The sequence below is a fragment of the Kutzneria chonburiensis genome, assembly GCF_028622115.1.
GTDB classification, from domain to species: Bacteria; Actinomycetota; Actinomycetes; order Mycobacteriales; family Pseudonocardiaceae; genus Kutzneria; species Kutzneria chonburiensis.
This window is the reverse complement of sequence record NZ_CP097263.1, coordinates 4,811,632-4,836,546: the sequence shown is the minus strand read 5'-3', so window position 1 is coordinate 4,836,546 and position 24,915 is coordinate 4,811,632. Positions and strand designations below refer to the sequence as shown.

The following is a 24,915-nucleotide window of genomic DNA, read 5'->3' as shown; positions in this document are numbered from 1 at the left end:
GACACGCCACGGCGAGGCGCGTTGCCGAGGTACCCGTAGCGCCTTACGCTGCGGCTCAGGGAGAGTCAGGCCACGAGGAGACTGGAGCCATGTCGACACCGCAGCCTTCCGGGGAAACCGGGGAGCGGCTCGTGCGTGGTCCCTCCGTCGAACTCAGCCTGGCGCCGCACGCCCGTCCCGAGAACGACGAGCCCGACGTCGCCCGCGACGGCCAGATCGGCCCGACCGGCCGCCCGGTGCGCCACGTCCCGGAACCGGCGCTGATCGCCAGCCACGGCCCGGCCACGATTCTGGCCGTGTGCAACCAGAAGGGCGGCGTCGGCAAGACCACCTCGACCATCAACCTCGGCGCGGCGCTGACCGAGTACGGCCGCCGCGTGCTGCTGGTGGACTTCGACCCACAGGGCGCCCTGTCGGTGGGGCTGGGCATCCAGCCGCACCAACTGGACCGCACCATCTACAACGTGCTGATGGAGCGCACGGTCGGCATCGAGGACGTCGTGATGCAGACCTGCGTCCCCGAGATGGACCTGCTGCCCAGCAACATCGACCTGTCCGCTGCCGAGGTGCAGCTGGTGTCGGAGGTCGGCCGCGAGCACACCCTGGTGCGCACGCTGCGACCCGTGATGGACCACTACGACTACGTGCTCGTGGACTGCCAGCCCTCGCTGGGGCTGCTCACGGTCAACGCGCTGGCCGCGGCCGACGGCGTGTTAATCCCACTGGAGTGCGAGTTCTTCAGCCTGCGCGGGGTCGCGCTGCTGATCGACACCATCGAGAAGGTCAAGGAACGGTTGAACCCCAAGCTTGAGATCACGGGCATCCTCGCCACCATGTACGACCCGCGGACGCTGCACTCGCGGGAGGTGATGGCGCGCGTCGTCGAGGCCTTCGGCGAGACCGTCTTCGACACCGTGATCAACCGGACGGTGCGCTTCCCGGAGACCACGGTCGCCGGCGAGCCGATCACCACGTGGGCGCCGCGCTCCTCCGGCGCCAAGGCCTACCGCGCGCTGGCCCGCGAGGTGATCGCCAGGTGACTCGTCGCGTCCAGCTTCCGGGTGCGGCCGAGTTGTTCCGGTCCACCAGCGTGCCCAGAGAACTACCTGTGGTCGAGGAGCCCGTATCCTCGGCGGGAACCGGTCGCCGCAAGCACGAGGCGAAGATCACGGTCTACCTGTCCGACGAGGAGCTGCTGGCGTTGGAACACGCTCGGCTGGCGCTGCGCGCCGCGCACGGCATCGCCGTGGACCGCGGCCGGGTGGTGCGCGCCGCCATCGCCGCGCTGCTGGCCGACTTCAGCCGTCACGGCGCCGACTCGCAGCTGGTCAAGGGCATCATCGGGGATGACTGATGTGGACCCCGGGTCCCCACCGGCCAACGGGAAGTTCACCGTCCGGCTGACCAACTTCGAGGGCCCGTTCGACCTGCTGCTGCAGCTGATCTCGCAGCACCAGATGGACGTCACCGAGGTGGCGCTGAGCCGGGTCACCGACGACTTCATCGCCCACCTCAAGACCATGGGCGAGCAGTGGGACCTGGACGAGACCACCGAGTTCCTGGTGATCGCCGCGACCCTGCTCGACCTGAAGGCGGCCCGGCTGCTGCCGGCCGGCGACGTCGAGGACGAGGACGACCTGGCCCTGCTGGAGGCCCGCGACCTGCTGTTCGCGCGGCTGTTGCAGTACCGGGCGTACAAGCAGGTCGCGGCGCTGTTCGGCGAGCTGGAGGCGGGCGCGCTGCGTCGGTACCCGCGGTCGGTGTCGCTGGAGGAGCGCTACACCGCGCTGCTGCCCGAGGTCATGATCGGCATGAGCCCGCAGCGGTTCGCCGAGCTCGCGGCCACGGTGTTCCGGCCGAAGCCGCCGCCGACGGTGTCACTGGCCCACCTGCACATGGGGGCCGTCTCGGTCCGTGCGCACGCGGCCGTGCTGCGGGTGCGGCTGGCCGAGGCCGGCGTCGCCACGTTCGGCGAGCTCGTGGCCGACTGCGACAACACGATCGAGGTGGTGGCGCGGTTCCTCGCGCTGCTGGAGCTGTACCGCGAGACCGTCGTGCTGTTCGAGCAGGACGAGGCGCTTGGGGAGCTGACGCTGCGCTGGGCCGGCGGCAGCCTTGAGGAGGCACGGGCGGCGGCCGAGGTGGATCGGGCGTTCGCCGACGAGGAGGAGTACGGGTGACCGAACCCGAGGACGACAGCGGCGAGCAGCAGTTCGAGGGACCGGCGGGCGGTGGCGCGGCCAGGCCCGCGCCGGCCGAGGTCGAGCCGGTGGAGGCCGAGGAGCCGAGCGAGGCCGCGGAGTCGAGCGAGACCGCGGAGCCGAGCGAGACCGCCGCGCCCGAGCCCGAGGCCGAGCCGTCCGAGGACGGCGCGTCCGAGGACGGCGAGGTCGTGGACGTCGCGGCGGTGATGGGTTCGATCCTGGACGAGGCCGCCGCCTACCAGGCCGAGACCCCCGAGGACGAAGCCGGCGACGAGGTGCTGGTCGGCTCCGGCCTGCCCGATCTCTCCGACGACGCCACGCTGTACGCCGCCCTGGAGTCGCTGCTGCTGGTCGTGGACTCGCCGGCCGAGGACGAGCTGCTGGCGTCCACGCTGGAGCAGCCGGTGAAGCGGATCCGGCAGGCGATGGAGGCGCTGTCGGCCCGGTACACCGAGTCGGGCAGCGGCATCGACCTGCGCCGGGTCGGCGACGGCTGGCGGATGCACACCCGCGACACCTACGCCCCGTACGTGGAGAAGCTGCTGCTCGACGGCCAGCGGGCCAAGCTGACCAGGGCCGCGCTGGAGACGCTGGCGGTGATCGCCTACCGGCAGCCGGTCACCCGGTCGAGGGTCGCGGCGGTGCGCGGCGTGAACGTCGACGGGGTGATTCGGACCCTGGTGACGCGGGGCCTGATCGAGGAGACGGGCAACGACCCGGACACGGGTGGCATCCTGTACCGGACCACCGAACTTTTCCTGGAGCGGTTGGGGCTGTCCTCGCTGAAGGACCTGCCGCCGATCGCTCCGCTGCTGCCCGAAGTGGATGCGATCGACGATGTCGGCTAAGAACTCTGATGACGGTGTGCGCCTGCAGAAGGTGCTCTCCCAGGCGGGCGTGGCCTCGCGGCGCGCGGCCGAGGAGCTGATCGCCGAGGGCCGCGTCAGCGTGGACGGCAAGGTCGTGCGCGAGATGGGCCGCCGCGTCGACCCGGACAACGCGGTCATCCACGTGGACGGCAGCCGGGTCATCGTCCGCGAGGACGTGCTGCACTTCGCCCTGAACAAGCCCAAGGGCGTGCACTCGACCATGTCCGACGAGATGGGGCGGCCCTGCGTCGGCGACTACGTGCGTGAACGGGCCGAGTCGGGAGGCGCCCGGCTGTTCCACGTCGGGCGGCTGGACGTGGACACCGAGGGCCTGCTGCTGCTGACCAACGACGGCGAGCTGGCCCATCGGCTGATGCACCCGTCGTACCGGGTGCTGAAGACCTACCTGGCCGAGGTGCCGGGTCCGGTGGCCAAGGACGTGGGCAAGCGGCTGAAGTCCGGCATCGTGCTGGAGGACGGGCCGATCAAGGTGGACGCCTTCCGGCTGGTCGACTCCATGCCCGGCAAGGCGATGGTCGAGGTCGTGCTGCACGAGGGCCGCAAGCACATCGTGCGGCGCCTGCTGGACGAGGTCGGCTACCCGGTGCAGCGGCTGGTGCGCACCGAGATCGCCGGCGTGCAGCTGGGCAACCAGCGGCCCGGTTCGCTGCGCCGTCTCACCCGGGCCGAGGTCGGCCAGCTCTACTCGGCCGTGGGTATGTAACCACTACCGCTTCAGCGACAACTGAAAATGAGCGTCCGGGAGCGGTGTCGTCGCCGGGCTAATGATCTTGTCCCACAGGGGTCTTTCCTTCACGGAAAGACCCCTGTTTTCATGGTCGAGATGGTAGAATCGAACACGTGAGCGAACCTTCGAACCCGGCTCCCAAGCCGTGGCCGGTGCCGCGGTAACTTCCTTCCCCTAGCTGATGACTTTCGCCGCGTCGGGGTGCAGTGTGCCGCGAAAGTCATCAGCTAGGCTTAATACTTGTGGACGACAACGAGCTGGCCGTCGAGGTTCGGGAGGCCGTGTCCCGGCTGGCCCGCCGGCTGCGCCAGGAGCGGCCGCCGCACGAGCTGGGACTGACCTCGCTGTCCGTGCTGTCGCGGCTCTACCGGCTCGGCCCGGCCGGCCCGTCGGCGCTGGCCGCCGCCGAGAACGTGCAACCCCAGTCCATGACCCGGGCGCTGGCCACCCTGGTTGAACGCGGCCTGGTCGCCCGTGAACCACACCCCACCGACCGTCGGCAGACGGTCATCAGCATCACCGAGGCCGGGCGGGCCGTGCTGGACGAGGACCGCTCGCGTCGGGACGCGTGGCTGGCCGAGGTGATCGCCCAGCGGCTCACGCCGGCGGAGCGGGAATTCCTGCGGGCCTCGGCGAAACTGCTCGAGGTGCTGGCGCGATGACCGTGCTCTCGCGCTCCACCGGGCTGCGGCTGGTGCTGCCCGTGGTGCTCGGGACGCTGCTCAACGCCGTGAACTCGTCGATGATCGCGGTGGCGCTGGTCGACATCCAGCGTGAGTTCCACGCCGGGGCCGAGGTCGTGTGGCTGGTGTCCGGGCTGTATCTGGCCACCGCCGTCGCTCAGCCGACCATGGGCCGCTTGGCTGATCGGTTCGGCGCGCGACGGGTGTTCTGCTGGGGCCTGGTGATCGTCATGGCCGCCGCGATCGGCGCGCCGTTCGCGCCCGGTCTCGGTTGGCTCGTCGCCGCCCGCGTCCTGCTCGGCATCGGCACCTCCGCGGCGTATCCGTCGGGGATCTCCTTGATACGCCGGGGAATCGGCGGCGAGGCCACCGGAGCCCTCGGCGCCATCTCCGCCGCCGGCCAGGTCGCCGTCGCGCTCGGGCCGCCGTTGGGCGGCCTGCTGGTGCTGCTCGCCGGCTGGCGGTCGATCTTCTGGGTCAACCTCCCGATCGCCGCCCTGTCCATGATCCTCGTCCTCCTCTGGATACCGCGCGACCGGCCCCGTCAGTCCACTTCGGTCGGCCTTGACCCGTTGGGAATCCTGCTTTTCGCCGCTGCGATGGTCGGGCTGTTGGTGTTTCTCCTTGAGTTCCAATGGCTTTTCCTGGCCACCTTTGTCGTCCTCGCCGCCGTCCTCCTGTGGTGGGAACTCCGCGTTTCCCGCCCGTTCATCGACGTCCGCATGCTCTGGGCCAACCGTGCCCTCAGCCGCACCTACACCCGCGTCGCCGTCACCTACGTCGTCTTCTACACGATCTTCTACGGCGTTCCCCAGTGGCTCGAACAGGGCCGCCTGCTCTCCAGCGCCGAGGCCGGCTTCGTCGTGCTTCCCATCGCCGGCATGGGCATTGTCGCCACCGTCGTCGCCACCCGCCACCCCCGCCTACCCCTCCTCGTCATCGGCTCCTTCGGCCTCCTCGTCGGCTCCCTCGCCCTGCTCCTCATCGGCGCCTCCACCCCCGTCGTCCTCCTCGTCCTCGTCTCCGCCATCCTCGGCATTCCCAACGGTTTCAACAGCCTCGGCAACCAGACCGCCATGTACGCCGCCGCCCCCGCCGAGCAGGTCGGCACCGCTTCGGGCCTGTACCGGACGTCGCAGTACATCGGGGCCAACCTCGCGGCGGCGTTGGTCGGGTTGGGCCTCGGGGACCACGCCACCGACTCCGGCCTGCACGTGCTGGCCGTGGTGATCTCCGTGATCAGCGCGGGGTTGTTGGCGACGGCGGTGTTTCGGCCTACTGCGCGGCTTCGAAGGATGAGACCGCGGCAGGGATAGACATGCGGGTGCCCTGCTCGAACATCTCGGCGAAGGAAGGGCCCAAGGCGGCGCCGGTGATGCGGTCATCGATCGCGGCCGGTATGTCCTCACACAGCTGGCGCAAGGAGCCCACGAAGTCGCCGGAGGGCTGCTTTGCCGGCGTCTACGGCGGCGGCCAGGCCGCCGCGTTCCGCCGCGCGGATCGCACGTTGAAGCTGGTGCGGAAGCCGCCGGTACTCGGCCATGGCGACCGCGTTCAGCAGCGCTTCGCTGGCACGGTCGCGGTCGCCGCTGGCGGCCAGCACCTCGCCCGCCGTCACCCGCTCGATCACCTGCCACTGCGGCGCGGCCGGCTCACCAACACGATCCCCGTCGAGCACACGGAGCGCTTCCCGTGGCTGGCCAAGCGCCAGCAGTCCGCGGGCGTGCACCTCGCGGACGGTGAACGGGTTCAACAGGATGCCGTGCTCGGTGCCGGCGTCCAGCAGCCTCCGACACTCCTCGATGGCGGCGGAGAACTCGTCGCCACGGCCAGCTTCCCCAGCGGCACGCGCCAGCAGGGTCAGCGCTGAGCCGCGCCCGGTCGGGTCGGCCGACACGGCAACAGCCTGTTCGAGCCGAGCAACCGCCGCCCGCGACCGGTTCGCCTTCCGCAGCTCGTTGCCGTGCATCCGCAGCGTGTGCGCGAGAAACGCGCCGTCCTCGACGTGCCGGGCGACCATGAGCGCCTTGCCGGTCCACACGGCCGCGCCGTTGAGCCGCTCCTCCGGCAGCACGGTGCCCAGCGACACCCCGAGCGCGAGCCGGGCCGAGGCGAGCAACAGCACCGTGTCCGGCTCCAAGCGGCCCTCGGCGGCGCGGGCCTCCAACCGGGCGGCGAGCGGCCACAGCTCGTTGACCGCCTCCACGGCGCGGCCGGACTGGCGGGCGATCTCGGCGAGCCGGATGACGCTGTCGCCGAACTGCACCATCGCCGTGAAGTCGCCGTCGTTGGGGTCGGTGACGCCGAGCAGGTGGTAGGGCAGGCCGAGCCGGCGGGCGATGTGCCGGCGGCCGGCGACGTCACCGGGTTCGCGTTTCCGCTTCTCGATCATCGCGATGTACGACGGGTCGTAGCCGAGGATCTGGGCGACGGCGGCCTGTGACAGGTGGTTGGACCGCCTGTAGGCCCGCATGATCAACGCCAGGTCCCGAGTGGACAGCGCGGCGGCGGCGTTCGGGTCGGACCACATCCACACGGCGGGTGCCAGCCGTGGCGGCGGTGCCGGCAGCGCGGCGAGGGTGGCGCGGCATGTCGGGCACGCCGAGGTCGCGGCGTAGCGGCTCAGGGCCGTCCCGCAGCGTTCGCACCTGGCCGCCATAGCCCTGGACTACCTTGCCGCCTGAAGGACACGGAGCCGGTCGAACCACGTGGCGATCGACCGCTTGTAGCCGTCCGGCATCGTCAGGCCGGGCACCTCGTCCTCGGTGAACTCGCCGATCCGGTTGTGCTCGTGGCTGACCACCGGGGGCGCGTCCGAGTCGGAGCGGCAGCCGTAGGTCACGATGAACACGTCCTTGGCGGCGACGGTGATGTGGTACATCCAGGCGTCCAGGATCTCCACCACCTGCACCGGCAGCCCGGACTCCTCAGCGATCTCGCGGGCCACGCACTGCTCCGGCGTCTCGCCGGCTTCGATGCGGCCGCCGGGCAGCTCCCACTCCTGGCGCTCGTTGCGGACGAGCAGGACGCGGCAGTCCCGGACGAGAACGCCCTTCACCGACACCGGGTAGGCGGGCTTGGTCATGATCTGCCTCTCCGTGTGGGCCAGTGACCGCACGGTAGCAGCGGACGCAGCCGCCACCCCGGCCGGCGACGTTGACAATCTGTCAGTGGACGCCCGCTGACCTGGTGCGATCTCCTGATCATTGCGACCCGCACCCGTCGAGAGGGGATCCCATGCTCGCGGCCACTCCGCTCTCCGACCGCCACGTCGAACTCCGCGCCGCTGGCGGCGTCGGCGAGCTGGCCGCCGTGCTGGCCATGCACGGCTTCGCCACATTCGACGGTGTCCCCGGTGAGGATGCGCTGCTCCAGCTCGCTGGACGCCTGGGCCAGGTCGTGCGGCACCGAGACAGCGGCTCCTCCGGCGTCACGGTGATCGCCGACCGTGGCCAGCCGACGGGGCGACCAGGGCACGCAGGCTTCACCGCCCAGGCCCTCATTCCGCACACGGACTGCTCGGACCAGCAGCACCCGGCCGAGTTGGTCATCATGACCTGCGTCCGGGCCGGTCAGCAGGGCGGCGAGTGCGTGATCGTGGACGGGCAGGCCGTGTACGCCGAGCTCGCCGCCGCCGCGCCGGACGCGTTGGTGGACTTGTCTGCACCGAGAAGCGCGCTGTTCGGCGGTTCGTCCGGGTTGCTGGCGGCGGTGTTCGAGCCGAGCGCTGATGGTTTTGTCGGTGTGCGTCTTCGGCTCGACGAGCTTGCGCGGTTCGCGCCGCAGGCGCAGCGGTGGATTCCGTTGCTGCGGCGCACGATCGACCACTGCGCGGTCAGCTTCCCGTTGCCGGCTGGTGCCGGTTACGTCGTGAACAACCGGCGCTTCCTGCACGGCCGGCGTGCTTTCGCCGGGCACCGGATGGTGTGCCGCGCTTTGGTTCGGCCTCGGCCCGCATGGCGCATTCCGGCTGGTTTCGTCCCACTACGTGAGGCCGCACGGTGAACCAGCACTCCCACACCGAGACCCCGGCCGCTGCGTCGACCGGGCTTCACACGACCGCCGGGAGCCGGCGATGACGACCGGTGAGCAGACTGAGCAGCAGCAGCGCGCGAACCGGGCATTGGTGCACTTCCACTTCACGATGGCGTTCTTGTCCGTCGGTGACGTGCGCAGCGCGGACGACTACTTGAAGGACGTCCGGTCCCGGGACGGGGACGAGATGTACAGCTCGGTAATGGACATGATCTCCGTGCACACGCACACGCCGATGGAGCCGTGACCGGCGCAGTCCGGTGGTGGCCGGCTCCGCTGCCCGGTGCGGCCCGTGCGCGTCCGGTCGGGGGGCGCGAGTAACGGTTGATCGACTTCGGCAGACGGTTCGGGCAGCCAACGACATGTGAGGAGTGCAGGACGTGAGCGCGGACGAGCCCGGCCAGGAGCCGACCGTCCAGGTGCCGATGGAGCAGGTGGTTGTCTCCCCGCCTCGGCCGCCGAGACGGCCGATGGCGCGGTGGAAGAAGATCACGATCGTCGCCGTGGCCGTGCCGGTCCTCGGGCTGTCGGTCATGTTCTGGGTGGCGCTGGCCGAGGTCATGTCGAACCCGGCGGCGTTCCGCACACACACGCCCGCGCCGACGAGTACGAAGGCGGCACCGACAACAACCACGAGGGCACCGCCGACAACGACCACGGCATCGTCATCGAGCGCCCGGCCGACCACGACCACTGCGACGTCGGCGGCACCGCCGGTCGCCTCCGCTCAGGACCGCGCGGCGGCCGTCGCGATCCTCACCGCCAACGCCCAGCACTACCGGGACATGTTCCACCAGGGGCAGGCGATCATCGGCCACACCCAGTACGCGGACGCCTTCGCTGGGCTGGCGGCGATGGACGACCCGAACTCGGCGGCCGCCCGGTTCCGGGACTACTGGCAGAACCCGGGGCCGGAGCGGGATTTGAGCTGTGACGACGCGTTCGGCCAGGCGGATGGCATTTCACGGCCACGACCGAGCCGCAAGCGATCCTGGACTGGCGCACCGACCTAACGCCGATGACGTTCGACTTGAACGACTGGGTGTCGGCGGCGGCGGCGGACTACCAGGTCCGGAACAAGGCGCAGGCGGAGTTGGGCGCGTTGGCGGCGAAGGTGGAGCAGGACTTGGTGAAGTTGGACGCGGACGCGGGTGCGGTCGGCAAGGGCTGATTGCGAGGGTCAGCAGGAGCTGGCGAGGTCGTCGACACGTTCAGGATTGCCGTTGCCGTCTCGCTGCCATCGCTGGCCAAGCCAGTCCGTGTACCTGACCGTAATGTCGTATCGCTCGCCGGGCGAGCGGTTCAGGGAGCCGTCCGGGTTCTGGAACTCGATCCAGAACTCTGCCTTGTCGTTTGGTTCGACAACGGATCGGACCGTGTCCGCGCCGATGGTTCGGCTGTTGAACTTCCACGGCAGCGTCGGGGCGTCCTCGGCGACGATGTTGTCCAGCTCCACGCAGAACACGGGGTGTTCGCCGTAGTTGGTGACCGTGACCCGTAGCGCCCCGAAGTTGTCGATCTCCACGTGCATCATGCGGGCTTGTGCGAGTCCCAGTGCTGCACGGTCGCGCTTCTCGTCGTCCCACTGCTCTTGTGCGAGCTCAAGGGAACGTTCGGCAGCTTCGGCCTGACGCTTGGCGGCTTGGGTGCTCTCTTCAGCAGCAACGGCTTGGCGCTTCGCGGAGAGCGCTTGCCACCAGGCGAAGCCGGCGGCCACGAGCGCGATGACTGCGGCGATGATGGCAACAATCGTTGACCCGTCCATAGTGACTTCTTAAGCGGCGCCGACTAGTCGTGGTATTCGGTACGGGCGTTGGTGTCCGGTGTTGGCAGCATAAAGCTTTCGCTGCCGGTGACCTGAAATGTTTCGGGGCTTACTTCGATCGAATTCTTAACTTCCTCTCCCGTGTTAGGTCTGAATAGGTTTTGCAATCGATTTAATGCCCACCTTGCGCTTCGTGTCGCCGGTCCATGGGTAACCTCTTGTAGTTCCTTGTACTGTTCGCGCAGGGCTAACCCGACAGCTTCTAGTGCGGTGGCGATCTTGCGATTTCCTTGTTTCCATTCGGAATTAAGATCTTTCGGATCGCCGTGTATCATGATTGTTTCTATCAGGTTGGTTGCATCTAAAGCGGCGCCCCTGGCTGGCGACTTCACTGGTAGTGCGTGAATGGAGGCGTATGTGTTGCCGTGAGCCTCTTGGAGTCGTTCGGCCGGCTGTCGCCGCTTAGAATTCCATCCTTCTGCGGTGAAGAAGTCGGCCTCAAAGACGACGCCAATCATGTAAACGTTCGCCGCTTGACCCAACTCGGCGAGTTGGACTTGAAGACGTTGGAGCAATTCGATATTGGCTCGTACGGCTTGTTGGCGGGCTGCCACACGAGCGCTGCGAGCGGTCAACGCCCCCTGGACGATTCCTTGCACCACCGCGGAGCCGCCCGTGATGGCCGCGACGATCAACGCAAGCTCAGTGGTATCCACCTTGGTCTCCTCTGACTGGTGTGCTGACAGTCGTCGCTCATGGAGAGACCGTTACGTGCGGTGAGCGCCATGGGTACCCGAGAGATTGCCCTTTCGGGCTCCCGCCGTTTCGTCCATGGTCAGAACCCTCTGTCAGTCGCCACAGCGACTTCAGGGCCGCCCGGATCCTGTCTGCACACACGGCCCGTCCATAGTGGACGGGGCCGTGCTGTTCGGTCAGTAGCAGCGCAACGCCAACGCAAGCAGGACCGCACCCTGATCCACAGGCCCTTGCACGCCATAGCCCTGCATCCCGGCCAGCTCCGCCCGGTACTCCGTGTACAAGACGCTCCCCGGGGCCGAGCCGTCACGCACGAACTGGTCGAACGGCTCGGACAGCGCCCCCGAACGCCAGGCCGGCGCGGCGGTCGTTTTCGATCCGGCCTGGTTCGCGTCGTGCTGGCCGTACCCGAGCCCCAGCACGAACGCGACCGCGCAGGCCATGGCGGCGGCCCCGATCCACTTGAACGGCCTGAACTCGCTGGTGCGGGTGGCAATGTGCGGCACATCAGCGGACCTCGCGCTTCTGGTCGCCCGGGCCGGACAGGTAGCCACCCGCGCCCGTGTCGACGTTGACCGCGTCGAACTGGCGGAACCCGTCCGCTTGCTTCGTGATGTTCGTGACGCGCCACTGCTGCACCGGGCTGACGAAGTACGTCCGCACCGTGCCGGGTCCGACGTCCAGGAACCCAGACACCCACGAACGTGCCGACGTCGTTCAACGCGCCCTCGTCTTCGGCTTCAACCCCAACGCGGAGATGCCGTTCTCGTGCGCCTTGTCGCCCAACACGAAGTTATTGCGGGTCTTGTCGCCGATCGCGAAACACTCCCGGTTCGACGTGACCGCCGCCAGGTCACGCGGAACGTTCTGGTCCGACGGGGAAGGATCGGGTGCAACCATTGCATCCTGTGACGTCGTTGTCTGCACCCCGTGGCGCTGGGTTTGCACCCCGTCCAGGTCAGCGGGGCGCACACTCTGCACCCCGCTGTGGATGGCGAGGTCCCAGCCTTTCGGCCGCCGGTCGACCCGCTTCACGTAGGCGGCGACGATGTCCGGGTCGGACGGGCAGATCAGGTCCAGGACTTCCAGCGACCGCAACGCGTACTGCACGGACCGCTCCGACAGGCGCGTGTACCGCACCAGCGTCGACACGGCGGGGAACGCGTCGTGCCGGTCGCGGGGGATCGGGGCGCTGTTCAACGCCCACGAGATCGGTTCGATGCTCACGGCCGGCCGCCCGCACACGTCCAGGAGCAGGCGAACACCTGGGCGCCGGTCGCCGAGCGGCCAACCGGGCGGTGCGGCACGGCCACGGTCAGGTAGTCGGTACCGCAGACCACACAGGACAGGCCGTCAGTCTGGGCGGGGGTCAACTGGTTGATGTCAAAGGGAATACGCTCAGCGGGCGCGTTCAAGGTGGCAAGATCGTTGGCCACGGCGGACCTCCTACGTCCGTCGAGGCCCCGTTTCGGTGTGTCCAGCACCGGGCGGGGCCGTCTTGGCTCCAGTGGATGCCATACACAAGGTCACTGGAACCAGACCGCCATGTACGCCGCCGCCCCCGCCGAGCAGGTCGGCACCGCTTCGGGCCTGTACCGGACGTCCCAGTACATCGGCGCCAACCTCGCGGCGGCGTTGGTCGGGTTGGGCCTTGGCGACCACGCCACCGACTCCGGCCTGCATGTGCTGGCCATGGTGATCTCGGTGATCAGCCTGCTGCTCCTTGTTGCGGCGGTGGTTCCCCTGTGCCGCAAGAAAGCCTGAGACGGCGGCCTGATCAAGCGGCGGCCGGGTGCCGGCGGGCTCTGCGCCACGCGCCAGGGGAGACGCCCTCGCGAGCCGGCCGGCGATGAGCTCGGCCCCGATGCCGCCCTCGGAGGCCTCGGTGTCGAGCAGAGCGAACGTGGCCCGCACGGACCGGCCGGCGGCGGGATCACGCAGTCGATGGAGGTGCTGGTCCCGGTGATCGACCGTGTCTTCCCCTTCGCCGAGTCCCGTGACGCCTGCCAGCACTTCGCACACGGCTCACCGTTCGGCAAGGTCGTTCGCAGGACGGGGCACAACCGAGCATGGTTCAATTTCAGTCGTACTCGGTCAAGGGAGGAAACAGATGTATCAGCGGCTGACCGGCGCGGCACTGGTGCTGGCGACCAGCGCGGCGGCACTGGTGGTGACGGCGGGGGTGGCCAACGCCTACCCGTACCCGTTCCCCGGCGGCAGGTGCATGGGCACGCATTACTTCTACCACCCCGACAACTACCCGCTGGGCGAGGACGTGGACGCGGTCTTCGACCACCAGAGCGGCCAGACCCGCTTCTTCAAGATCTACAACACCTGGCGTGACGGCGCGGTGAAGGAGCCGATCAACCCCCGCGACCCGAACTCGGCGGACAACTGGGCGTCCTGCCAGGCCGGCTGACGCCTAACAGCGCGGCATCGGTACCAGCAGGGCGGCCAGCTCGGTCCGGACGTCCTCGGCCTCGGCGTCGCGGGACTGGCGCGCGTACACGGCGATGGACTCGCGGAAGGCGTCGCGGGCCTCGTCGAGATGGCCGAGCGCGCGGTGGGCCCGGCCGAGGTCGGCCAGGGTGGCGCCGATGACCGTGCTGTTCCCGATCTGGCGGTAGAGGTCGAGGGCCCGCTGGTGGTGGCGCACGGCGGCGGCGTGGTCGCCGGTGTTGGCGGCGATGATGCCGAGCACGTCGGTGACGTCGGCCTCGTTCTCCACGTCGTTGTGCCGCCGGAACAGGGAAAGCGCCTCCTCGCCGCACTGGCGGGCCCAGTCGTGCCGGCCGAGGCGGGTGGCGAAGGTGCCGACCAGGGTCAGCGACTCGCCGATCCAGATCTCCTCGCCGGTGCGGCGGGCCGCCTCGAGGGCGGCCAGCTGGTGGTCCAGCGCGGCCGGCCATTCGCGAAGTCGCTTGTACACCAAGGCGATGGCCTGCTCGGTGCGGCACAGGTTGACGACGTCGTGCTCCCGGTCGATCAGCGACAGTGCCAACTGGAGCTGGTCGAGGGAGTCGGGCAGCCGCTGCACGCGGGAATAGGCCCGGCCGACCATCCGGTGGATCACCGACGCGGTCACATTGTCCACATGGGACACAACGGCCAGCGCGGCCTCCCAGAAGGCCAGGTTGTCGATGTGCAGGCCCCGTCGATAGCCGTGGGTCACGGCGTTCCACGCGATCTGCCACACGGCGTCGTGCCAGCCGTGTTCGAGGGCGAGCTGCTGCACAGCCAGCAGGCAGCCGAGTTCGGCGTCGAACCAGCGCAGGCCGTCGGTCGGCGCGTCGGGCTGACAAGCCGGCGGCAGGGCAACGAATTCGACGTCCTGCGCCAGCACGCCGAAGGTCAGGTCGGCCCGCAGGCTGGAGTGCACGTAGAACGCCACCAGCCGCCGCAGGGCCGGCTCGGCGTCCACGACCTGCTCGACGGCGAACAACCGGACCAGGTCGTGCATCCGCCACCGGCCGGGAACATCCTGGTGCAGCAGGGAAAGCCGCTCCAACGCGCGCAGCACCCGGCTGACCCGGGCCGGCGGCATGCCGGCCAGCGCGGCGGCTGCGCCGAGGCTGATGTCCGGCCCGGGGGACAGGCCGAGCAGCGCGAAAACCTGGGCCTGCTCGACGGTCAACGCCTTGTGGGAGCAGGAAAGCACGGCACTGATGCCGGCGCCGGGATCGTCCTCGTCGAGCACGCCGAGCCGGGTCTGCGCATCACGGAGCTCGGAAGCCAAGGCGGACAACGGAAAGCCCGGACGGGTCTGCGCCCGGCCGGCGACCAGGCTCAGCGCCAGCGGAAAACCGGCGCACAGGGTCAACAACTCGCGCACGGCCCCGGGATCGGCGGCCAACCGGGCGTCGCCGATGCGGTTTCCCAGCAGCAGCCCGGCGGCGGCGTCGTCGAGCAGGCCGACGGGCAGCGGCCGGGCGCCCTGGTTGGCCACCAGCCCGGCCAGCCGGTCCCGACTCGTCACGATCACCGCGCACCTGGGGCTGCCCGGCAGCAGCGGGCCGACCTGCGCGGAGTCGGCGGCGTTGTCCAGCACCACCAGCATCCGCCGATCCGAGAGCAGGCTCCGGTACAGCGCCGCCTGCCCGTCCAGATCGGTCGGCACGGCCGAGGCGGCGACGCCCAGCGCGCCCAGAAACGCCCGTACCGCAACGGAAGTCGGCACGGGCTCGGCCAGCGGGTCGAAGCCGCGCAGGTTCACGTGCAACTGCCCGTCGGGGAACTCGTCGGCGTGCTGGTGGGCCCAGCGCAGCGCCAGCGCCGTCTTGCCGATGCCGCCGTTGCCCCACAGCGTGGCGACGGGCATGGTGCCGTCGCGGAACTCCAGCGCCTGCGACAGCGCCGCCAGCTCCGGCGACCGCCCGGAGAACCAGGCCGGCGGCGCCGGCAGCTGGCGCGGCACGACGGCCGGCCGCCGCGGCGCGGCAACCGTGAGCGCCGGGTCGGCGGTGAGCATGCGCTGGTGCAGTTTCCGCAGCTCAGGGCCGGGATCGGTGCCAAGCTCGTCGGCCAGCTTCAGCCGTACGGCCTGGTACCGGCTCAGCGCTTCGGCCTGCCGCCCGGTCCGGTACAGGGCGAGCATCAGCTGCCCGGCGACGCGCTCGTCCAGCGGCTGTTCCGCGGCCCGGGCCAGCAGTTCCGGCACCAGCGCCGCGTGTTGCCCGAGCCGTAGCCGCAGGTCGGTGTGGTCCAACTCGGCGGCCAGCCGCTCCTGCGCCAGCTGCTCGCGTTCCTCGACGGCCCAGTCCGAGTCCAGCCCGGCCAGCGCCTCACCCCGCCACAGTCCGAACGCCCGCTCGAACAGCGCCGGGTCCTCGCCCCGGCGGGCCTGCGCGATCAGGCTGCGGAACAGGTTCAGGTCGATGTCCAACGGATCCTCGACGACCATCGAGTAGCCGCCGGTCCGCCGCACGATCGTCACGCCGTCGACCCGGCGCAGCCGGGTCAGGTAGCTGTGCAGGGTGCCGGTGGCCCGTTGCGGCGGCCGGTCGCCCCACACCCGGTCCACCAGCTCGTCGACCGACACCACCGTGTTGACGTCGATGAGCAGGGCGGCCAGCACGCACTGCTGCCGCGCGTGCCCGATGTCGACCGGCTGCCCGCCGACCGTCACCTCGATCCCGCCCAACAGGGCAAACCGCGCAGTCACACTCCGTGCTTAGTGCCTCTGGCCTGCGGATTCAAGCGAAATGCAAGAAACGCGGCCATCGGGTGGCGCACGATGTGGCCAGGTCACGCCGCGTCCAGGGCTCCAGGGGGATCCGCGGCCGCGGCGTGACCGCTCACTGTTCCAGCTCGGCCAGCTGGTTGCGCATGCGTTCGGAGTCGGTGTCCCGGCGCTGGATCTGGAACTGCTCCAGCGCGTATTGCCACGCCTGCCGGGCCGCCGGTCGGTCGCCGAGTCCGAGCAGCGCCCGGCCCAGCCGGTCGTGCAGGGCGGCGACGACGGTGACATTGCCGAGCTCGCGGTACAACTCGATGGACTGCCGGAAGTGCTCGACTGCGTCGGCGTGCCGGCCGTCGCGGTCGGCGATGAAGCCGAGGGCATCGAGCACATCGGCCTCGCCGGGCCGGTCGCCGAGCTCCCGGAACACCGCCAGCGCCTGCTCGGCCTCCTCGTGGGCGACGTCGAGCTTGCCCAGCCGGGCCAGGTACCAGGAGACGAGATTGCGCATCTCGCCCACCCAGAGCCGGTGGCCGATCGACAGCGCCAGGTCGAGCGCCTTGCTGGCGTGTTCGAGGGAGGCCAGGTCGTCGCCGCGCCGTTCCAGCACCAGGGCCATGGCCTGGTGGGTGCGGGCCAGCTGGCCGCGATCGCCGGACCGCTCGAACAGCTCGAGCGCCTGGTTGAGCTCGTCGATGGCCTCGGGCAGCTGGTGCAGCCGCGAGTGGGCCCGTCCGAGCTGACGATGCGCGACCCCTTGCGCGCCAAGGCCCAGGTGTTCGGCGGCGGCCGCCCCGACCTGCCAGAGCGCGAGGTTGTCGTGGTGGCGGCCGCGTCGGTAGTAGTAGGTGACCTGCGCCTCAGCCAGCCGGAACGCCGGCGCGTACCACTCTCGCTCCATGGCGACGCGCTGCGCGGCGAGCAGGCAGCGCCGTTCCGCGTCGAACCACGCCATCGGCTCGGCCGGCACCAGCGGCTGGCAGCCGGGCGGGTTCTCCAGTTCCTCGTCGCTGAACGGGAAGCTGGGGTCCAGTGCTCGGTTGCCGGCGTCCGCGCTGTTCGCGTAGAAGACGACGACCCGGGTCAATGCCGCCTCGGGGTCCTCGGCCCGGTTGGCGGCGTACAGGCGGATCAGGTCGTGCATGCGCCAGCGGCCCGGGCTGTCCTGCGTCACGAGGCTGCGCTGTTCCAGATCACGCAGGGCCTGCGCGGTGCGGCCGGCGGGCAGGCCGGCCAGGGAGGCGGCGGCGTGCAGGTCGATGTCGTCGCCAGGGGCCAGGCCGAGCCGGGTGAAGACCTGGGCCTGGTCGGCGGTCAGCGTGGCGAACGAGCTGGCCAGCACGGCGGTGACCCCGGAGCCGGGGTCGTCCTCGTCCAGCACGCCGAGGCGGGTGGAGGCGTCGCGGAGTTCGGCGGCCAGCTGCGACAACGGCAGGCCGGGGCGGATCTGGGCGCGGCCGGCGGCGATGCTCAAGGCCAACGGGAAACCGCCGCACAGAGCCAAGATCTCGGCGACGGCGGCGGGCTCGGCGGTCAGTCGCTGCGCACCGACGCGGTTGGCCAGCAAGGTCCGCGCCTCGGAGTCGGCCATGGTGTCGGTGATGAGCGGGCGGGCGCCGTGCTTGGTGACGAGCCCGGCCAGGCGGTTGCGGCTGGTCACGATCACGGCGCAGCCGGGGCTGCCGGGCAGCAGGGGCTCGACCTGGGCGACGTCGGCGGCGTTGTCCAGCACGACCAGCAACCGCCGCCCGGCGACGCGGCTGCGGTAGAGGGCGGCCTGTGCGTCGGGGTCGGCCGGCACGGCCCGGGGATCGACGCCCAGCGCGCCGAGGAAGCCCCGCACGGCCACGGAAGGCGACACGGGCGGCGCGGACGGGTCGAAACCGCGCAGGTTGACGTGCAGCTGGCCGTCCGGGAAGTCCTCGGTCCGCAGATGCGCCCAGCGCAGGGCCAACGAGGTCTTGCCGATACCGCCACTGCCGATGATCATCGCGATCGGCACGCCGGCGGTGTCGCCCAGCGCTTCGCTCAAAGCCGCCAGCTCGGCGGTACGGCCGGCGAACGCGATCGGCGGGGCCGGCAGCTGACGGGGCACGACCTGGTCCGACTGTCGCGCCGGCACGGCCAGCACCGGGTTGGCGGTGAGGATCCGCTGGTGCAGCTGCCGCAGCTGAACGCCGGGATCCGCGCCCAGCTCCACGGCCAGCCGGGTGCGCAACGCCTCGTAGTGGGACAGGGCCTCGGCCTGCCGCCCGTTCCGGTACAGGGCCAGCATCAGCTGCCCGGCGGCCCGTTCGTCCAGTGGATGGGCCGCGGCCCGCTCGACCAGCTCCGGCACGAGCGCGGCGTGCCGGCCGAGCTGGAGCCGCAGGTCGGCGACGTCCAGCTCGGCGGCCAACAGCTGCCGGCCCAGCAGCTCACGGGTCGCGACGGCCCACGGCGAGTCGAGACCGGCCAACGCCTCTGAACCCCGCCACAGCCCGATGGCCTGCTCGAACAGCTCGACGGCCCGCGCCGGCTCGCTCGCCTGCCGGGCCCGCTCGACCAGGTGCTCGAACAGCAGCACGTCCACGGCGAGCGGGTCGTCAACTGTCAGCACGTAGCCGCCGGACCGGCGCACGATCGTCAGCCCGGCGGCCCGCAACCGGGTCAGGTAGCTCTGCAACGTGCCGGTGGCCCGCTGCGGCGGCCGCTCGCCCCACACCCGGTCCACCAGCTCGTCCACCGGGACCACGGTGTTCACGTCGATCGCCAGCGCGGCGAACACATGCTGCTGCCGGATATGCCCGATTGCCGCGGCGCGACCGTCGACCGTGGCATCGACGCCGCCCAACAGGCGGATCTCGACCACCACGACAACCCCCATGACCTGCGGATTCAAGCCGAATCCAACGTTTGCGGACGCCCCATTGGGCAGACTAGCCGACAGCCGGCCCGCCGGTCCTGGCGTGAGGGGTCGCCGGGAACGGCGGGCCGGCCGCGGTTGATCAGCGCAGGTCGCGGAAGAACGCCCGGATGTCCTCGACCAGCGCCGCCGGCTGCTCCATGGCGGCGAAGTGCCCGCCGCGCTCGAATTCCGTGTACCGCTTCAGGTTGTACGCCCGGGCCACCCATTCCCGCGGTGGCCGCGAGATCTCGTGCGGGAAGCTGGCGTACGCGGTCGGCGTGTCGATGTAGCCGGGGCTGAGGATCGGCGTCGCCTGGTCCCGCCACGCCTCGTAGTACAGGCGGGTCGAGGTGGCGATGGAGTTGGTCAGCCAGTAGATGCTGATGTTGGTGAGCAGGTCGTCCTTGCTGAACACCGACTCCACGTCGCCGTCGCAGTCGCTCCACGTGCGGAACTTCTCCACGATCCACGCGGCAAGGCCGGCCGGCGAGTCCGACAGGCCGGCGCCGAGCGTCGACGGCTTGGAGCTCTGGATCTGGGCGTAGGCGCCTTCGGTGTTGCGCCACGCGGCCTGCCCGTCGAGGTAGGACTGCTCGGCCTCGGTCAGCGGCTCGGAGTGCTCCCCGACGATCGGCCGAGCGGCCATCATGTTCACGTGGATGCCGGCCAGCGACTCGACGTGGTCCCGGCCGAGGCAGGTCGTGATGATCGAGCCCCAGTCGCCGCCCTGCGCCGCGTAGCGCTGGTAGCCCAGGACACCGGTCATCAGCTCGTGGAAGCGCTCGGCGATGGCCAGCGGGCTGATGCCGGGCGTGCCGGGATGCTGGGAGAAGCCGTAGCCGGGCAGGCTGGGCGCGACGACGGTGAACGCGTCGGCCGGGTCGCCGCCGTGCGCGGCCGGGTCGGTCAGCGGGCCGATGATCTTGCTGACCTCCCAGAACGAGCCGGGCCAGCCGTGGCTGAACAGCAGCGGTAACGGATTCGGGCCTTTGCCCTCGACGTGCACGAAGTGCAGCTCGGCGTCCTGGACGGTCGCGGTGAACTGGGCCAGCTCGTTCAGCCTCGACTCGGCCGCGGCCCAGTCGAACTTCGTCCGCCAGTACTCGACCAGCTCGGCCAGGTAGCCCGGCGGCGTGCCGTGCGTCCAGTCCTCGGACAGCGCCGGCGCGAATCTGGTGCGGGCCAGCCGTTCGCGCAGGTCGTCCAGGTCACGGGTGGGGACCGAAATTCGAAACGGCTTCACGCCCTCGCCTCCAGTGGTCGCTCGGTGCCGGTCATCATGGTGGTCATGAACGGTTGGGTGCGTCCAGTGAAAACCGGGTGGGTGGTGCGCGACTTCGTGCCCGGCCCGGACGTGGACGAATTCGCCGAACCGGAGCAGATCACCGCCGAACTGGCCCGGCCCGGCGCGACCCTCGGCACGCTGCTGGCCGTGCAGCACCCGCACCGCACGCCGGCCGCACGAGCCCGTGGGCTGAGCCTCACCGACGCGCTGCCGATCGCCCGTGAGGCCCTGGATCACTTGCGCGACAACCACTACCGCGAGGTGCACGACGTCGTCGCGCCGTACCGGGTGGACGGTCCGGACGGGTCCGCGCACGGCGTGCTGTGCCTGGTCGATCCGGCCGAAGTGGGACGAGTCCGGCACACCGAGGAGGTGTTCCCGGACGTCGTCGCCGAACGCTCGGCCGTGCTGTCCGGGCTGGGCTGCGCCACCAGCGCCGCCATGCTCGTGCCGGTCTCGGACGGAGCGGTCCTCACCTCGCTGCTCGTGGACGTGTGCGCGGAACTGGCCGAACCGGCGGTGTCCGTTGTGGACACGGCCGGCCGGCGGCATCAGATGTGGCTGCTGGGCAAAGGATCCCGGCAGACCGAGCTGCTGGAGCTGCTCCAGGAGCAGTCGCTGCTGGTGGCCGACGGCAACCACCGGGTCGCCGCGGCCGGCCCGTCCCTGCTGGCGCTGATCACCGCCGGTCCGTCGCTGCACATCGGGGCGATCCACCGGGTGCTGGTCGGCACCGGCCTCTCCCTGGACACGCTGTATCGACGGTGGCGGGACATCGGGCTCGCGGTCACCCGTGGCGGTGATCCCACGCCGCGGCCCGGGGTCGTGGTCGCGGTGGCCGGCGACGAGCGGCTCCGGGTCGTGCTGCCCGACCTGGGCGGGGACAAGCCGCAGATCGATCACGGTGTGGTCGAGCAGGTGCTGGTCCGTGAGGCGCTCGGCATCGATCCCGACGGTTCCTCGCTTCGCATCCTGCCGGCCGGTCGGCCCGTGCCGGACGGGATCCTCATCCAGCTGGCCCCGGTGCCGTTCGCCGACGTGCTGGCCGTGCACGCCGAAGGCCGCCGCATGCCTCGAAAGGCAACGTATTTCACGCCGAAGTGTCGCAGCGGGCTGTTGCTCGCGGCGTTGTGACGGGGACTTCCGTTAGGGTCGGGGCATGGCAGTGCGGGCAGTTCGGGGCGCGACGCAGATCGACGCCGACGAGAGGGAGCAGTTGCTCGAGGCGACCGCGGAGCTGGTCGAGGAGGTGCTCAAGCGCAACGGGCTGGTGCCGGACGACCTGATCAGCGTGGTGCTGACGGCCACTCCGGACATCACCTGCGAGTTCCCGGCCTACGCCGCGCGGATCGCCGGCCTGGCCGACGTGCCGCTGCTGTCGGCCACCGAGATCGACGTGACCGGCGCCATGCCCCGGGTCATCCGGCTGCTGGCCCACGTGGAGACCGATCTCACCCGCGCGGAGATCAAGCACGCCTACCTCCGCGGCGCCGCCGCCCTCCGTACCGACCTCCCGCACTGAGCCAAGATCAAGGGACCGATCCTCGCGTTGAACGTCAGGAAGGGCCCCTTACTGACGTTCAACGTCAGTAAGGGGCCCTTCCTGACGTTGCCGGTATCGGCCTGATTCGTTCTTGAGCGGGGGCACCAGGCAGAATGGTGCTTGAACGGTCGGCGACTTCAGGAGGCTTACGGTGGAACGCGGCGAGCTGCGTGGTGTGGTGGCCCTGGACGGGCCCTCCGGCACCGGCAAGTCCACCGTCGCCCGCAAGCTCGCGATGCAGCTGGGCGCGCGCTACCTCGACACCGGCGCGATGTACCGCGCGGCCACGGTCGCGGTGCTGCGCGCGGGCGTCGACCCGGCCGACGCCGACCGGGTCCGCTACGCCGTCGCCCACGCCGACCTGAAGGTCACGACCGACCCGCGGGCCCAGGCGACCACGCTGGACGGCACCGACGTCAGCGCGGAGATCCGCAGCCAGGAGGTCACGACCGCGGTCTCCCCGGTGTCGGCGGTGGCCGAGGTCCGGGCCCAGCTGGTGGCCCAGCAGCGCTCCATCATCGCCAAGGCGCTGGCCGAGGTCGGCGGCATCGTCGTCGAAGGCCGCGACATCGGCACCGTGGTGGTCCCGGACGCCGCGCTCAAGGTGTACCTGACGGCCGACGCGCAGGCCCGGGCCGAGCGCCGGACCAGGCAGGACGCGGCCGCCGGCCGGCAGGCGACGGTGGACGCGACGCTGGCCGACGTGCGCCGCCGCGACACGTACGACTCGACCCGCGCGGTGTCGCCGGCCAAGGCCGCCGAGGACGCCGTCGAGCTGGACACCACGCACCTCGACCTCGCCGGCGTGCTCGCCGAGCTCATGGCGATGGTCGAGGACCGCGGCCTGCGAGCGGTCCCGACCGGGAGCGCACGTGAACACTGAACTACCGGCCGGCTCCTGGCCCTGGCTGCACGAGTTCGCCCGTTGGCTCGGCACCTTCATCTTCGTGCCGTTCTACCGGCTGCGGGTGCACGGCCGCGAGAACGTGCCGGCCACCGGCCCGGTGCTGATGATCGCCAACCACAGCACGATGGTCGACGGCCCGGTGCTGTTCGCGACCTCGCCGCGCCGGCCGGTCTTCCTGATCAAGCAGGAGATGTTCAAAGGCCCCTTGGGTTTCCTGCTGCCCCGGATCGGCCAGATCGCCATCAAGCGCGGCGAGCCGGACCGTGAGCCGCTGATGACCGCCGTCCGCCTGCTCAAGGCCGGCGGCATGGTCGGCATCTTCCCCGAGGGCACCCGCGGCGCCGGCGACGTCGACGCCGCGCACAACGGCGCCGCCTGGCTGGCCCGCACGGCCGGCGCGGTCGTGCTGCCGGTGGCCTGCCGCGGCACGCTGCGCCCGGCCGGCCTGCGCAGGCGCCGTTTCCGGCCCGCGGTGGACGTGCTCGTGGGCCAACCGTTCGAACTTCCGGCTGACAAGGGCCGTGCCGCGCTGACCGCCGCCACCGAGCGGGTCCGGGTCGAGCTGGCCGACCTCGTGGCCGAACTGGATCGCCGCCGGGCAGGTCGCCCGCCGGCGAGCACAAGCAAGGAGCACGAGGCGTGAGTGAGTTGGACGGCACCTGGAGCGACGAGGCCGAGTGGGCCGCCGTCGACGGCGGTGCGGAGCAGGGCGACGGCGACGCGGGCGCGGTCCCGCAGCCGGTGCTGGCCGTCGTCGGCCGGCCCAACGTGGGCAAGTCGACGCTGGTCAACCGGATCCTCGGCCGCCGGGAGGCGGTCGTGCAGGACACGCCCGGCGTGACCAGGGACCGGGTCGCGTACGACGCGCTGTGGAGCGGCCGCAAGTTCACGGTCGTCGACACCGGCGGCTGGGAGCCCGACGCGGCCGGCCTACAGGCCTCGGTGGCCCAGCAGGCCGAGATGGCCATGCGCACCGCCGACACGATCATGGTCGTGGTGGACGCGTCGGTCGGCGCGACCGCGACCGACGAGGCCGTGGCCAAGGTGCTGCGCCGGTCCAAGCAGCCGGTGCTGCTGGTGGCCAACAAGGTCGACGACGACCGGCTGATGGCCGACGTGGCCTCGCTGTGGTCGCTCGGCCTCGGCCAGCCGTACCCGGTCAGCGGCCTGCACGGCCGTGGCTCCGGCGACCTGCTGGACGCCATCCTGGCGGCGCTGCCCGAGACGCCGCGGGACGACTTCGTCGAGCGCATCGGCGGCCCGCGCCGGGTGGCGCTGATCGGCAAGCCCAACGTGGGCAAGTCCAGCCTGCTCAACCGGCTGTCCGGCGAGCAGCGCGCGGTGGTCGACTCGGTCGCCGGCACCACCGTCGACCCGGTCGACTCGCTGGTCGAGCTGGACGACGAGGTGTGGCGCTTCGTCGACACCGCCGGCCTGCGCAAGCGGGTCAACTTCGCCAGCGGCACCGAGTACTACGCCTCGCTGCGCACCAAGGCGGCCATCGACGCGGCCGAGGTGGCCATCGTGCTGCTGGACGCCAGCGAGCCGATCGCCGAGCAGGACCTGCGCGTGGTCACCATGGTCGTGGAGGCCGGCAAGGCGCTGGTGCTGGCCATGAACAAGTGGGACCTGGTCGACGAGGGCCGCCGCTACCAGCTGGAGAAGGAGCTGGAGCGGGGCCTGGTCCGGGTGCCGTGGGCGCAGCGGATCAACGTCTCGGCCGCCACCGGGCGGTCGGTGCGCAAGCTGGCCCCGGCCCTGCGCACGGCGCTGACCTCGTGGGACTCCCGGATCCCGACCGGAACGCTGAACTCGTGGCTGTCCGACCTGATCGCCGCGACGCCGCCGCCGGTGCGTGGCGGCAAGCAGCCCAAGGTGCTGTTCGCCACCCAGGCCCAGACCCGCCCGCCGACGATCGTGCTGTTCACGTCCGGCTTCCTCGAGGCCGGCTACCGCCGGTTCATCGAGCGCAAGCTGCGCGAGCAGTTCGGTTTTGTCGGCACACCCATCCAGATCTCGGTGCGAGTGCGGGAGAAGAAGCCGCGCAAGGGGTAGCG

29 protein-coding genes are annotated in these 24,915 nt (G+C 70.6%); 18 read left to right on the top strand and 11 right to left on the bottom strand.

What is annotated here, in order from left to right:
* Nucleotides 1–89 precede the first annotated feature (89 nt).
* The 7 genes from M3Q35_RS21650 (at nucleotide 90) to M3Q35_RS21620 (ending at nucleotide 5,820) form a co-directional block, all read left to right on the top strand.
* Nucleotides 90–1,040, top strand: a complete 951-nt coding sequence (locus M3Q35_RS21650) for a ParA family protein (RefSeq protein WP_273943763.1) — start codon at nucleotides 90–92, stop codon at nucleotides 1,038–1,040.
* Nucleotides 1,037–1,354 carry a hypothetical protein gene (locus M3Q35_RS21645; protein ID WP_273943762.1) on the top strand — a complete coding sequence of 106 codons (318 nt, stop codon included), beginning with the start codon at nucleotides 1,037–1,039 and terminating at the stop codon, nucleotides 1,352–1,354. Before M3Q35_RS21650 ends, M3Q35_RS21645 begins: the two co-directional genes overlap by 4 nt.
* The gene (locus M3Q35_RS21640; protein WP_273943761.1) at nucleotides 1,347–2,180 is read left to right on the top strand and encodes a segregation and condensation protein A; all 834 of its coding nucleotides are present in this window, start codon (nucleotides 1,347–1,349) and stop codon (nucleotides 2,178–2,180) included. The genes M3Q35_RS21645 and M3Q35_RS21640 overlap by 8 nt, the downstream gene beginning before the upstream one ends.
* Complete coding sequence (gene scpB / locus M3Q35_RS21635; protein WP_337960618.1) at nucleotides 2,177–3,052, top strand: SMC-Scp complex subunit ScpB; 876 nt, start codon at nucleotides 2,177–2,179, stop codon at nucleotides 3,050–3,052. The genes M3Q35_RS21640 and scpB overlap by 4 nt, the downstream gene beginning before the upstream one ends.
* A complete protein-coding gene (locus tag M3Q35_RS21630) occupies nucleotides 3,042–3,797 on the top strand; it encodes a pseudouridine synthase (protein WP_273943760.1) in 756 nt (251 codons plus the stop codon). The genes scpB and M3Q35_RS21630 overlap by 11 nt, the downstream gene beginning before the upstream one ends.
* Nucleotides 3,798–4,063: 266 nt before the next feature.
* A complete protein-coding gene (locus M3Q35_RS21625) occupies nucleotides 4,064–4,483 on the top strand; it encodes a MarR family winged helix-turn-helix transcriptional regulator (RefSeq protein ID WP_273943759.1) in 420 nt (139 codons plus the stop codon).
* The gene (locus tag M3Q35_RS21620) at nucleotides 4,480–5,820 is read left to right on the top strand and encodes an MFS transporter (protein WP_273943758.1); all 1,341 of its coding nucleotides are present in this window, start codon (nucleotides 4,480–4,482) and stop codon (nucleotides 5,818–5,820) included. Before M3Q35_RS21625 ends, M3Q35_RS21620 begins: the two co-directional genes overlap by 4 nt.
* 89 nt (nucleotides 5,821–5,909) lie before the next feature.
* Here the strand turns inward: M3Q35_RS21620 and M3Q35_RS21615 are convergent, their stop codons facing one another.
* Together M3Q35_RS21615 and M3Q35_RS21610 are read right to left on the bottom strand one after the other, a co-directional pair.
* Complete coding sequence (locus M3Q35_RS21615; protein WP_273943757.1) at nucleotides 5,910–7,163, bottom strand: helix-turn-helix domain-containing protein; 1,254 nt, start codon at nucleotides 7,161–7,163, stop codon at nucleotides 5,910–5,912.
* A gap of 9 nt (nucleotides 7,164–7,172) precedes the next feature.
* Nucleotides 7,173–7,589, bottom strand: a complete 417-nt coding sequence (locus M3Q35_RS21610; RefSeq protein ID WP_273943756.1) for an NUDIX hydrolase — start codon at nucleotides 7,587–7,589, stop codon at nucleotides 7,173–7,175.
* 152 nt (nucleotides 7,590–7,741) lie between these two features.
* On the opposite strand from M3Q35_RS21610, the gene M3Q35_RS21605 reads away from it, so the two are divergent.
* From M3Q35_RS21605 to M3Q35_RS21590, 4 genes are all read left to right on the top strand, one after another.
* A complete protein-coding gene (locus M3Q35_RS21605; RefSeq protein WP_273943755.1) occupies nucleotides 7,742–8,509 on the top strand; it encodes a TauD/TfdA family dioxygenase in 768 nt (255 codons plus the stop codon).
* Between the two features lie 70 nt (nucleotides 8,510–8,579).
* Nucleotides 8,580–8,786: a hypothetical protein gene (locus tag M3Q35_RS21600; protein WP_273943754.1), complete on the top strand. Its 207-nt coding sequence runs from the start codon at nucleotides 8,580–8,582 to the stop codon at nucleotides 8,784–8,786.
* A 133-nt stretch (nucleotides 8,787–8,919) separates the two neighbouring features.
* On the top strand, nucleotides 8,920–9,552 hold the full coding sequence (locus M3Q35_RS21595) for a hypothetical protein (RefSeq protein WP_273943753.1): 633 nt from the start codon (nucleotides 8,920–8,922) through the stop codon (nucleotides 9,550–9,552).
* Between the two features lie 5 nt (nucleotides 9,553–9,557).
* On the top strand, nucleotides 9,558–9,710 hold the full coding sequence (locus M3Q35_RS21590) for a hypothetical protein (RefSeq protein WP_273943752.1): 153 nt from the start codon (nucleotides 9,558–9,560) through the stop codon (nucleotides 9,708–9,710).
* A gap of 9 nt (nucleotides 9,711–9,719) precedes the next feature.
* Here M3Q35_RS21590 and M3Q35_RS21585 read toward each other — a convergent pair whose 3' ends face one another.
* The 6 genes from M3Q35_RS21585 to M3Q35_RS21560 form a co-directional block, all read right to left on the bottom strand.
* A complete protein-coding gene (locus M3Q35_RS21585) occupies nucleotides 9,720–10,304 on the bottom strand; it encodes a hypothetical protein (protein ID WP_273943751.1) in 585 nt (194 codons plus the stop codon).
* A 23-nt stretch (nucleotides 10,305–10,327) separates the two neighbouring features.
* A complete protein-coding gene (locus M3Q35_RS21580) occupies nucleotides 10,328–11,020 on the bottom strand; it encodes a hypothetical protein (RefSeq protein ID WP_273943750.1) in 693 nt (230 codons plus the stop codon).
* Between the two features lie 216 nt (nucleotides 11,021–11,236).
* Nucleotides 11,237–11,566: a hypothetical protein gene (locus M3Q35_RS21575; protein WP_273943749.1), complete on the bottom strand. Its 330-nt coding sequence runs from the start codon at nucleotides 11,564–11,566 to the stop codon at nucleotides 11,237–11,239.
* A gap of 1 nt (nucleotide 11,567) precedes the next feature.
* Nucleotides 11,568–11,756 carry a hypothetical protein gene (locus M3Q35_RS21570; protein WP_273943748.1) on the bottom strand — a complete coding sequence of 63 codons (189 nt, stop codon included), beginning with the start codon at nucleotides 11,754–11,756 and terminating at the stop codon, nucleotides 11,568–11,570.
* A 21-nt stretch (nucleotides 11,757–11,777) separates the two neighbouring features.
* The gene (locus M3Q35_RS21565; protein ID WP_273943747.1) at nucleotides 11,778–12,287 is read right to left on the bottom strand and encodes a hypothetical protein; all 510 of its coding nucleotides are present in this window, start codon (nucleotides 12,285–12,287) and stop codon (nucleotides 11,778–11,780) included.
* A complete protein-coding gene (locus M3Q35_RS21560; RefSeq protein ID WP_273943746.1) occupies nucleotides 12,284–12,496 on the bottom strand; it encodes a hypothetical protein in 213 nt (70 codons plus the stop codon). The genes M3Q35_RS21565 and M3Q35_RS21560 overlap by 4 nt, the downstream gene beginning before the upstream one ends.
* 109 nt (nucleotides 12,497–12,605) lie before the next feature.
* Between M3Q35_RS21560 and M3Q35_RS21555 the strand changes: the two genes are divergently transcribed.
* Both M3Q35_RS21555 and M3Q35_RS21550 read left to right on the top strand, forming a co-directional pair.
* Entirely contained in the window at nucleotides 12,606–12,824 is a 219-nt protein-coding gene (locus tag M3Q35_RS21555) for a hypothetical protein (protein WP_273943745.1), read from the top strand.
* Nucleotides 12,825–13,170: 346 nt separating this feature from the next.
* Nucleotides 13,171–13,479, top strand: a complete 309-nt coding sequence (locus tag M3Q35_RS21550; protein WP_273943744.1) for a hypothetical protein — start codon at nucleotides 13,171–13,173, stop codon at nucleotides 13,477–13,479.
* Between the two features lie 3 nt (nucleotides 13,480–13,482).
* Here the strand turns inward: M3Q35_RS21550 and M3Q35_RS21545 are convergent, their stop codons facing one another.
* The 3 genes from M3Q35_RS21545 to M3Q35_RS21535 form a co-directional block, all read right to left on the bottom strand.
* Entirely contained in the window at nucleotides 13,483–16,221 is a 2,739-nt protein-coding gene (locus M3Q35_RS21545) for an AfsR/SARP family transcriptional regulator (protein WP_273943743.1), read from the bottom strand.
* Between the two features lie 133 nt (nucleotides 16,222–16,354).
* Nucleotides 16,355–19,102: an AfsR/SARP family transcriptional regulator gene (locus M3Q35_RS21540; protein ID WP_273943742.1), complete on the bottom strand. Its 2,748-nt coding sequence runs from the start codon at nucleotides 19,100–19,102 to the stop codon at nucleotides 16,355–16,357.
* Nucleotides 19,103–19,223: 121 nt separating this feature from the next.
* Nucleotides 19,224–20,366, bottom strand: a complete 1,143-nt coding sequence (locus M3Q35_RS21535) for an epoxide hydrolase family protein (protein WP_273943741.1) — start codon at nucleotides 20,364–20,366, stop codon at nucleotides 19,224–19,226.
* 45 nt (nucleotides 20,367–20,411) lie between these two features.
* Between M3Q35_RS21535 and M3Q35_RS21530 the strand changes: the two genes are divergently transcribed.
* The 5 genes from M3Q35_RS21530 to der all read left to right on the top strand — a co-directional run bounded on the left by M3Q35_RS21530 (nucleotide 20,412) and on the right by der (nucleotide 24,913).
* Nucleotides 20,412–21,542 carry a DUF1015 family protein gene (locus M3Q35_RS21530; protein WP_273943740.1) on the top strand — a complete coding sequence of 377 codons (1,131 nt, stop codon included), beginning with the start codon at nucleotides 20,412–20,414 and terminating at the stop codon, nucleotides 21,540–21,542.
* A gap of 25 nt (nucleotides 21,543–21,567) precedes the next feature.
* Nucleotides 21,568–21,930 (top strand): chorismate mutase, encoded by a 363-nt coding sequence (gene aroH, locus M3Q35_RS21525; RefSeq protein ID WP_273943739.1) that lies wholly within the window; start codon nucleotides 21,568–21,570, stop codon nucleotides 21,928–21,930.
* Nucleotides 21,931–22,102: 172 nt separating this feature from the next.
* The gene (cmk, locus tag M3Q35_RS21520; RefSeq protein WP_273943738.1) at nucleotides 22,103–22,834 is read left to right on the top strand and encodes a (d)CMP kinase; all 732 of its coding nucleotides are present in this window, start codon (nucleotides 22,103–22,105) and stop codon (nucleotides 22,832–22,834) included.
* Entirely contained in the window at nucleotides 22,824–23,501 is a 678-nt protein-coding gene (locus tag M3Q35_RS21515) for a lysophospholipid acyltransferase family protein (RefSeq protein ID WP_273943737.1), read from the top strand. Before cmk ends, M3Q35_RS21515 begins: the two co-directional genes overlap by 11 nt.
* Nucleotides 23,498–24,913 (top strand): ribosome biogenesis GTPase Der, encoded by a 1,416-nt coding sequence (gene der, locus M3Q35_RS21510; RefSeq protein WP_273943736.1) that lies wholly within the window; start codon nucleotides 23,498–23,500, stop codon nucleotides 24,911–24,913. Before M3Q35_RS21515 ends, der begins: the two co-directional genes overlap by 4 nt.
* Nucleotides 24,914–24,915: the final 2 nt, after the last annotated feature.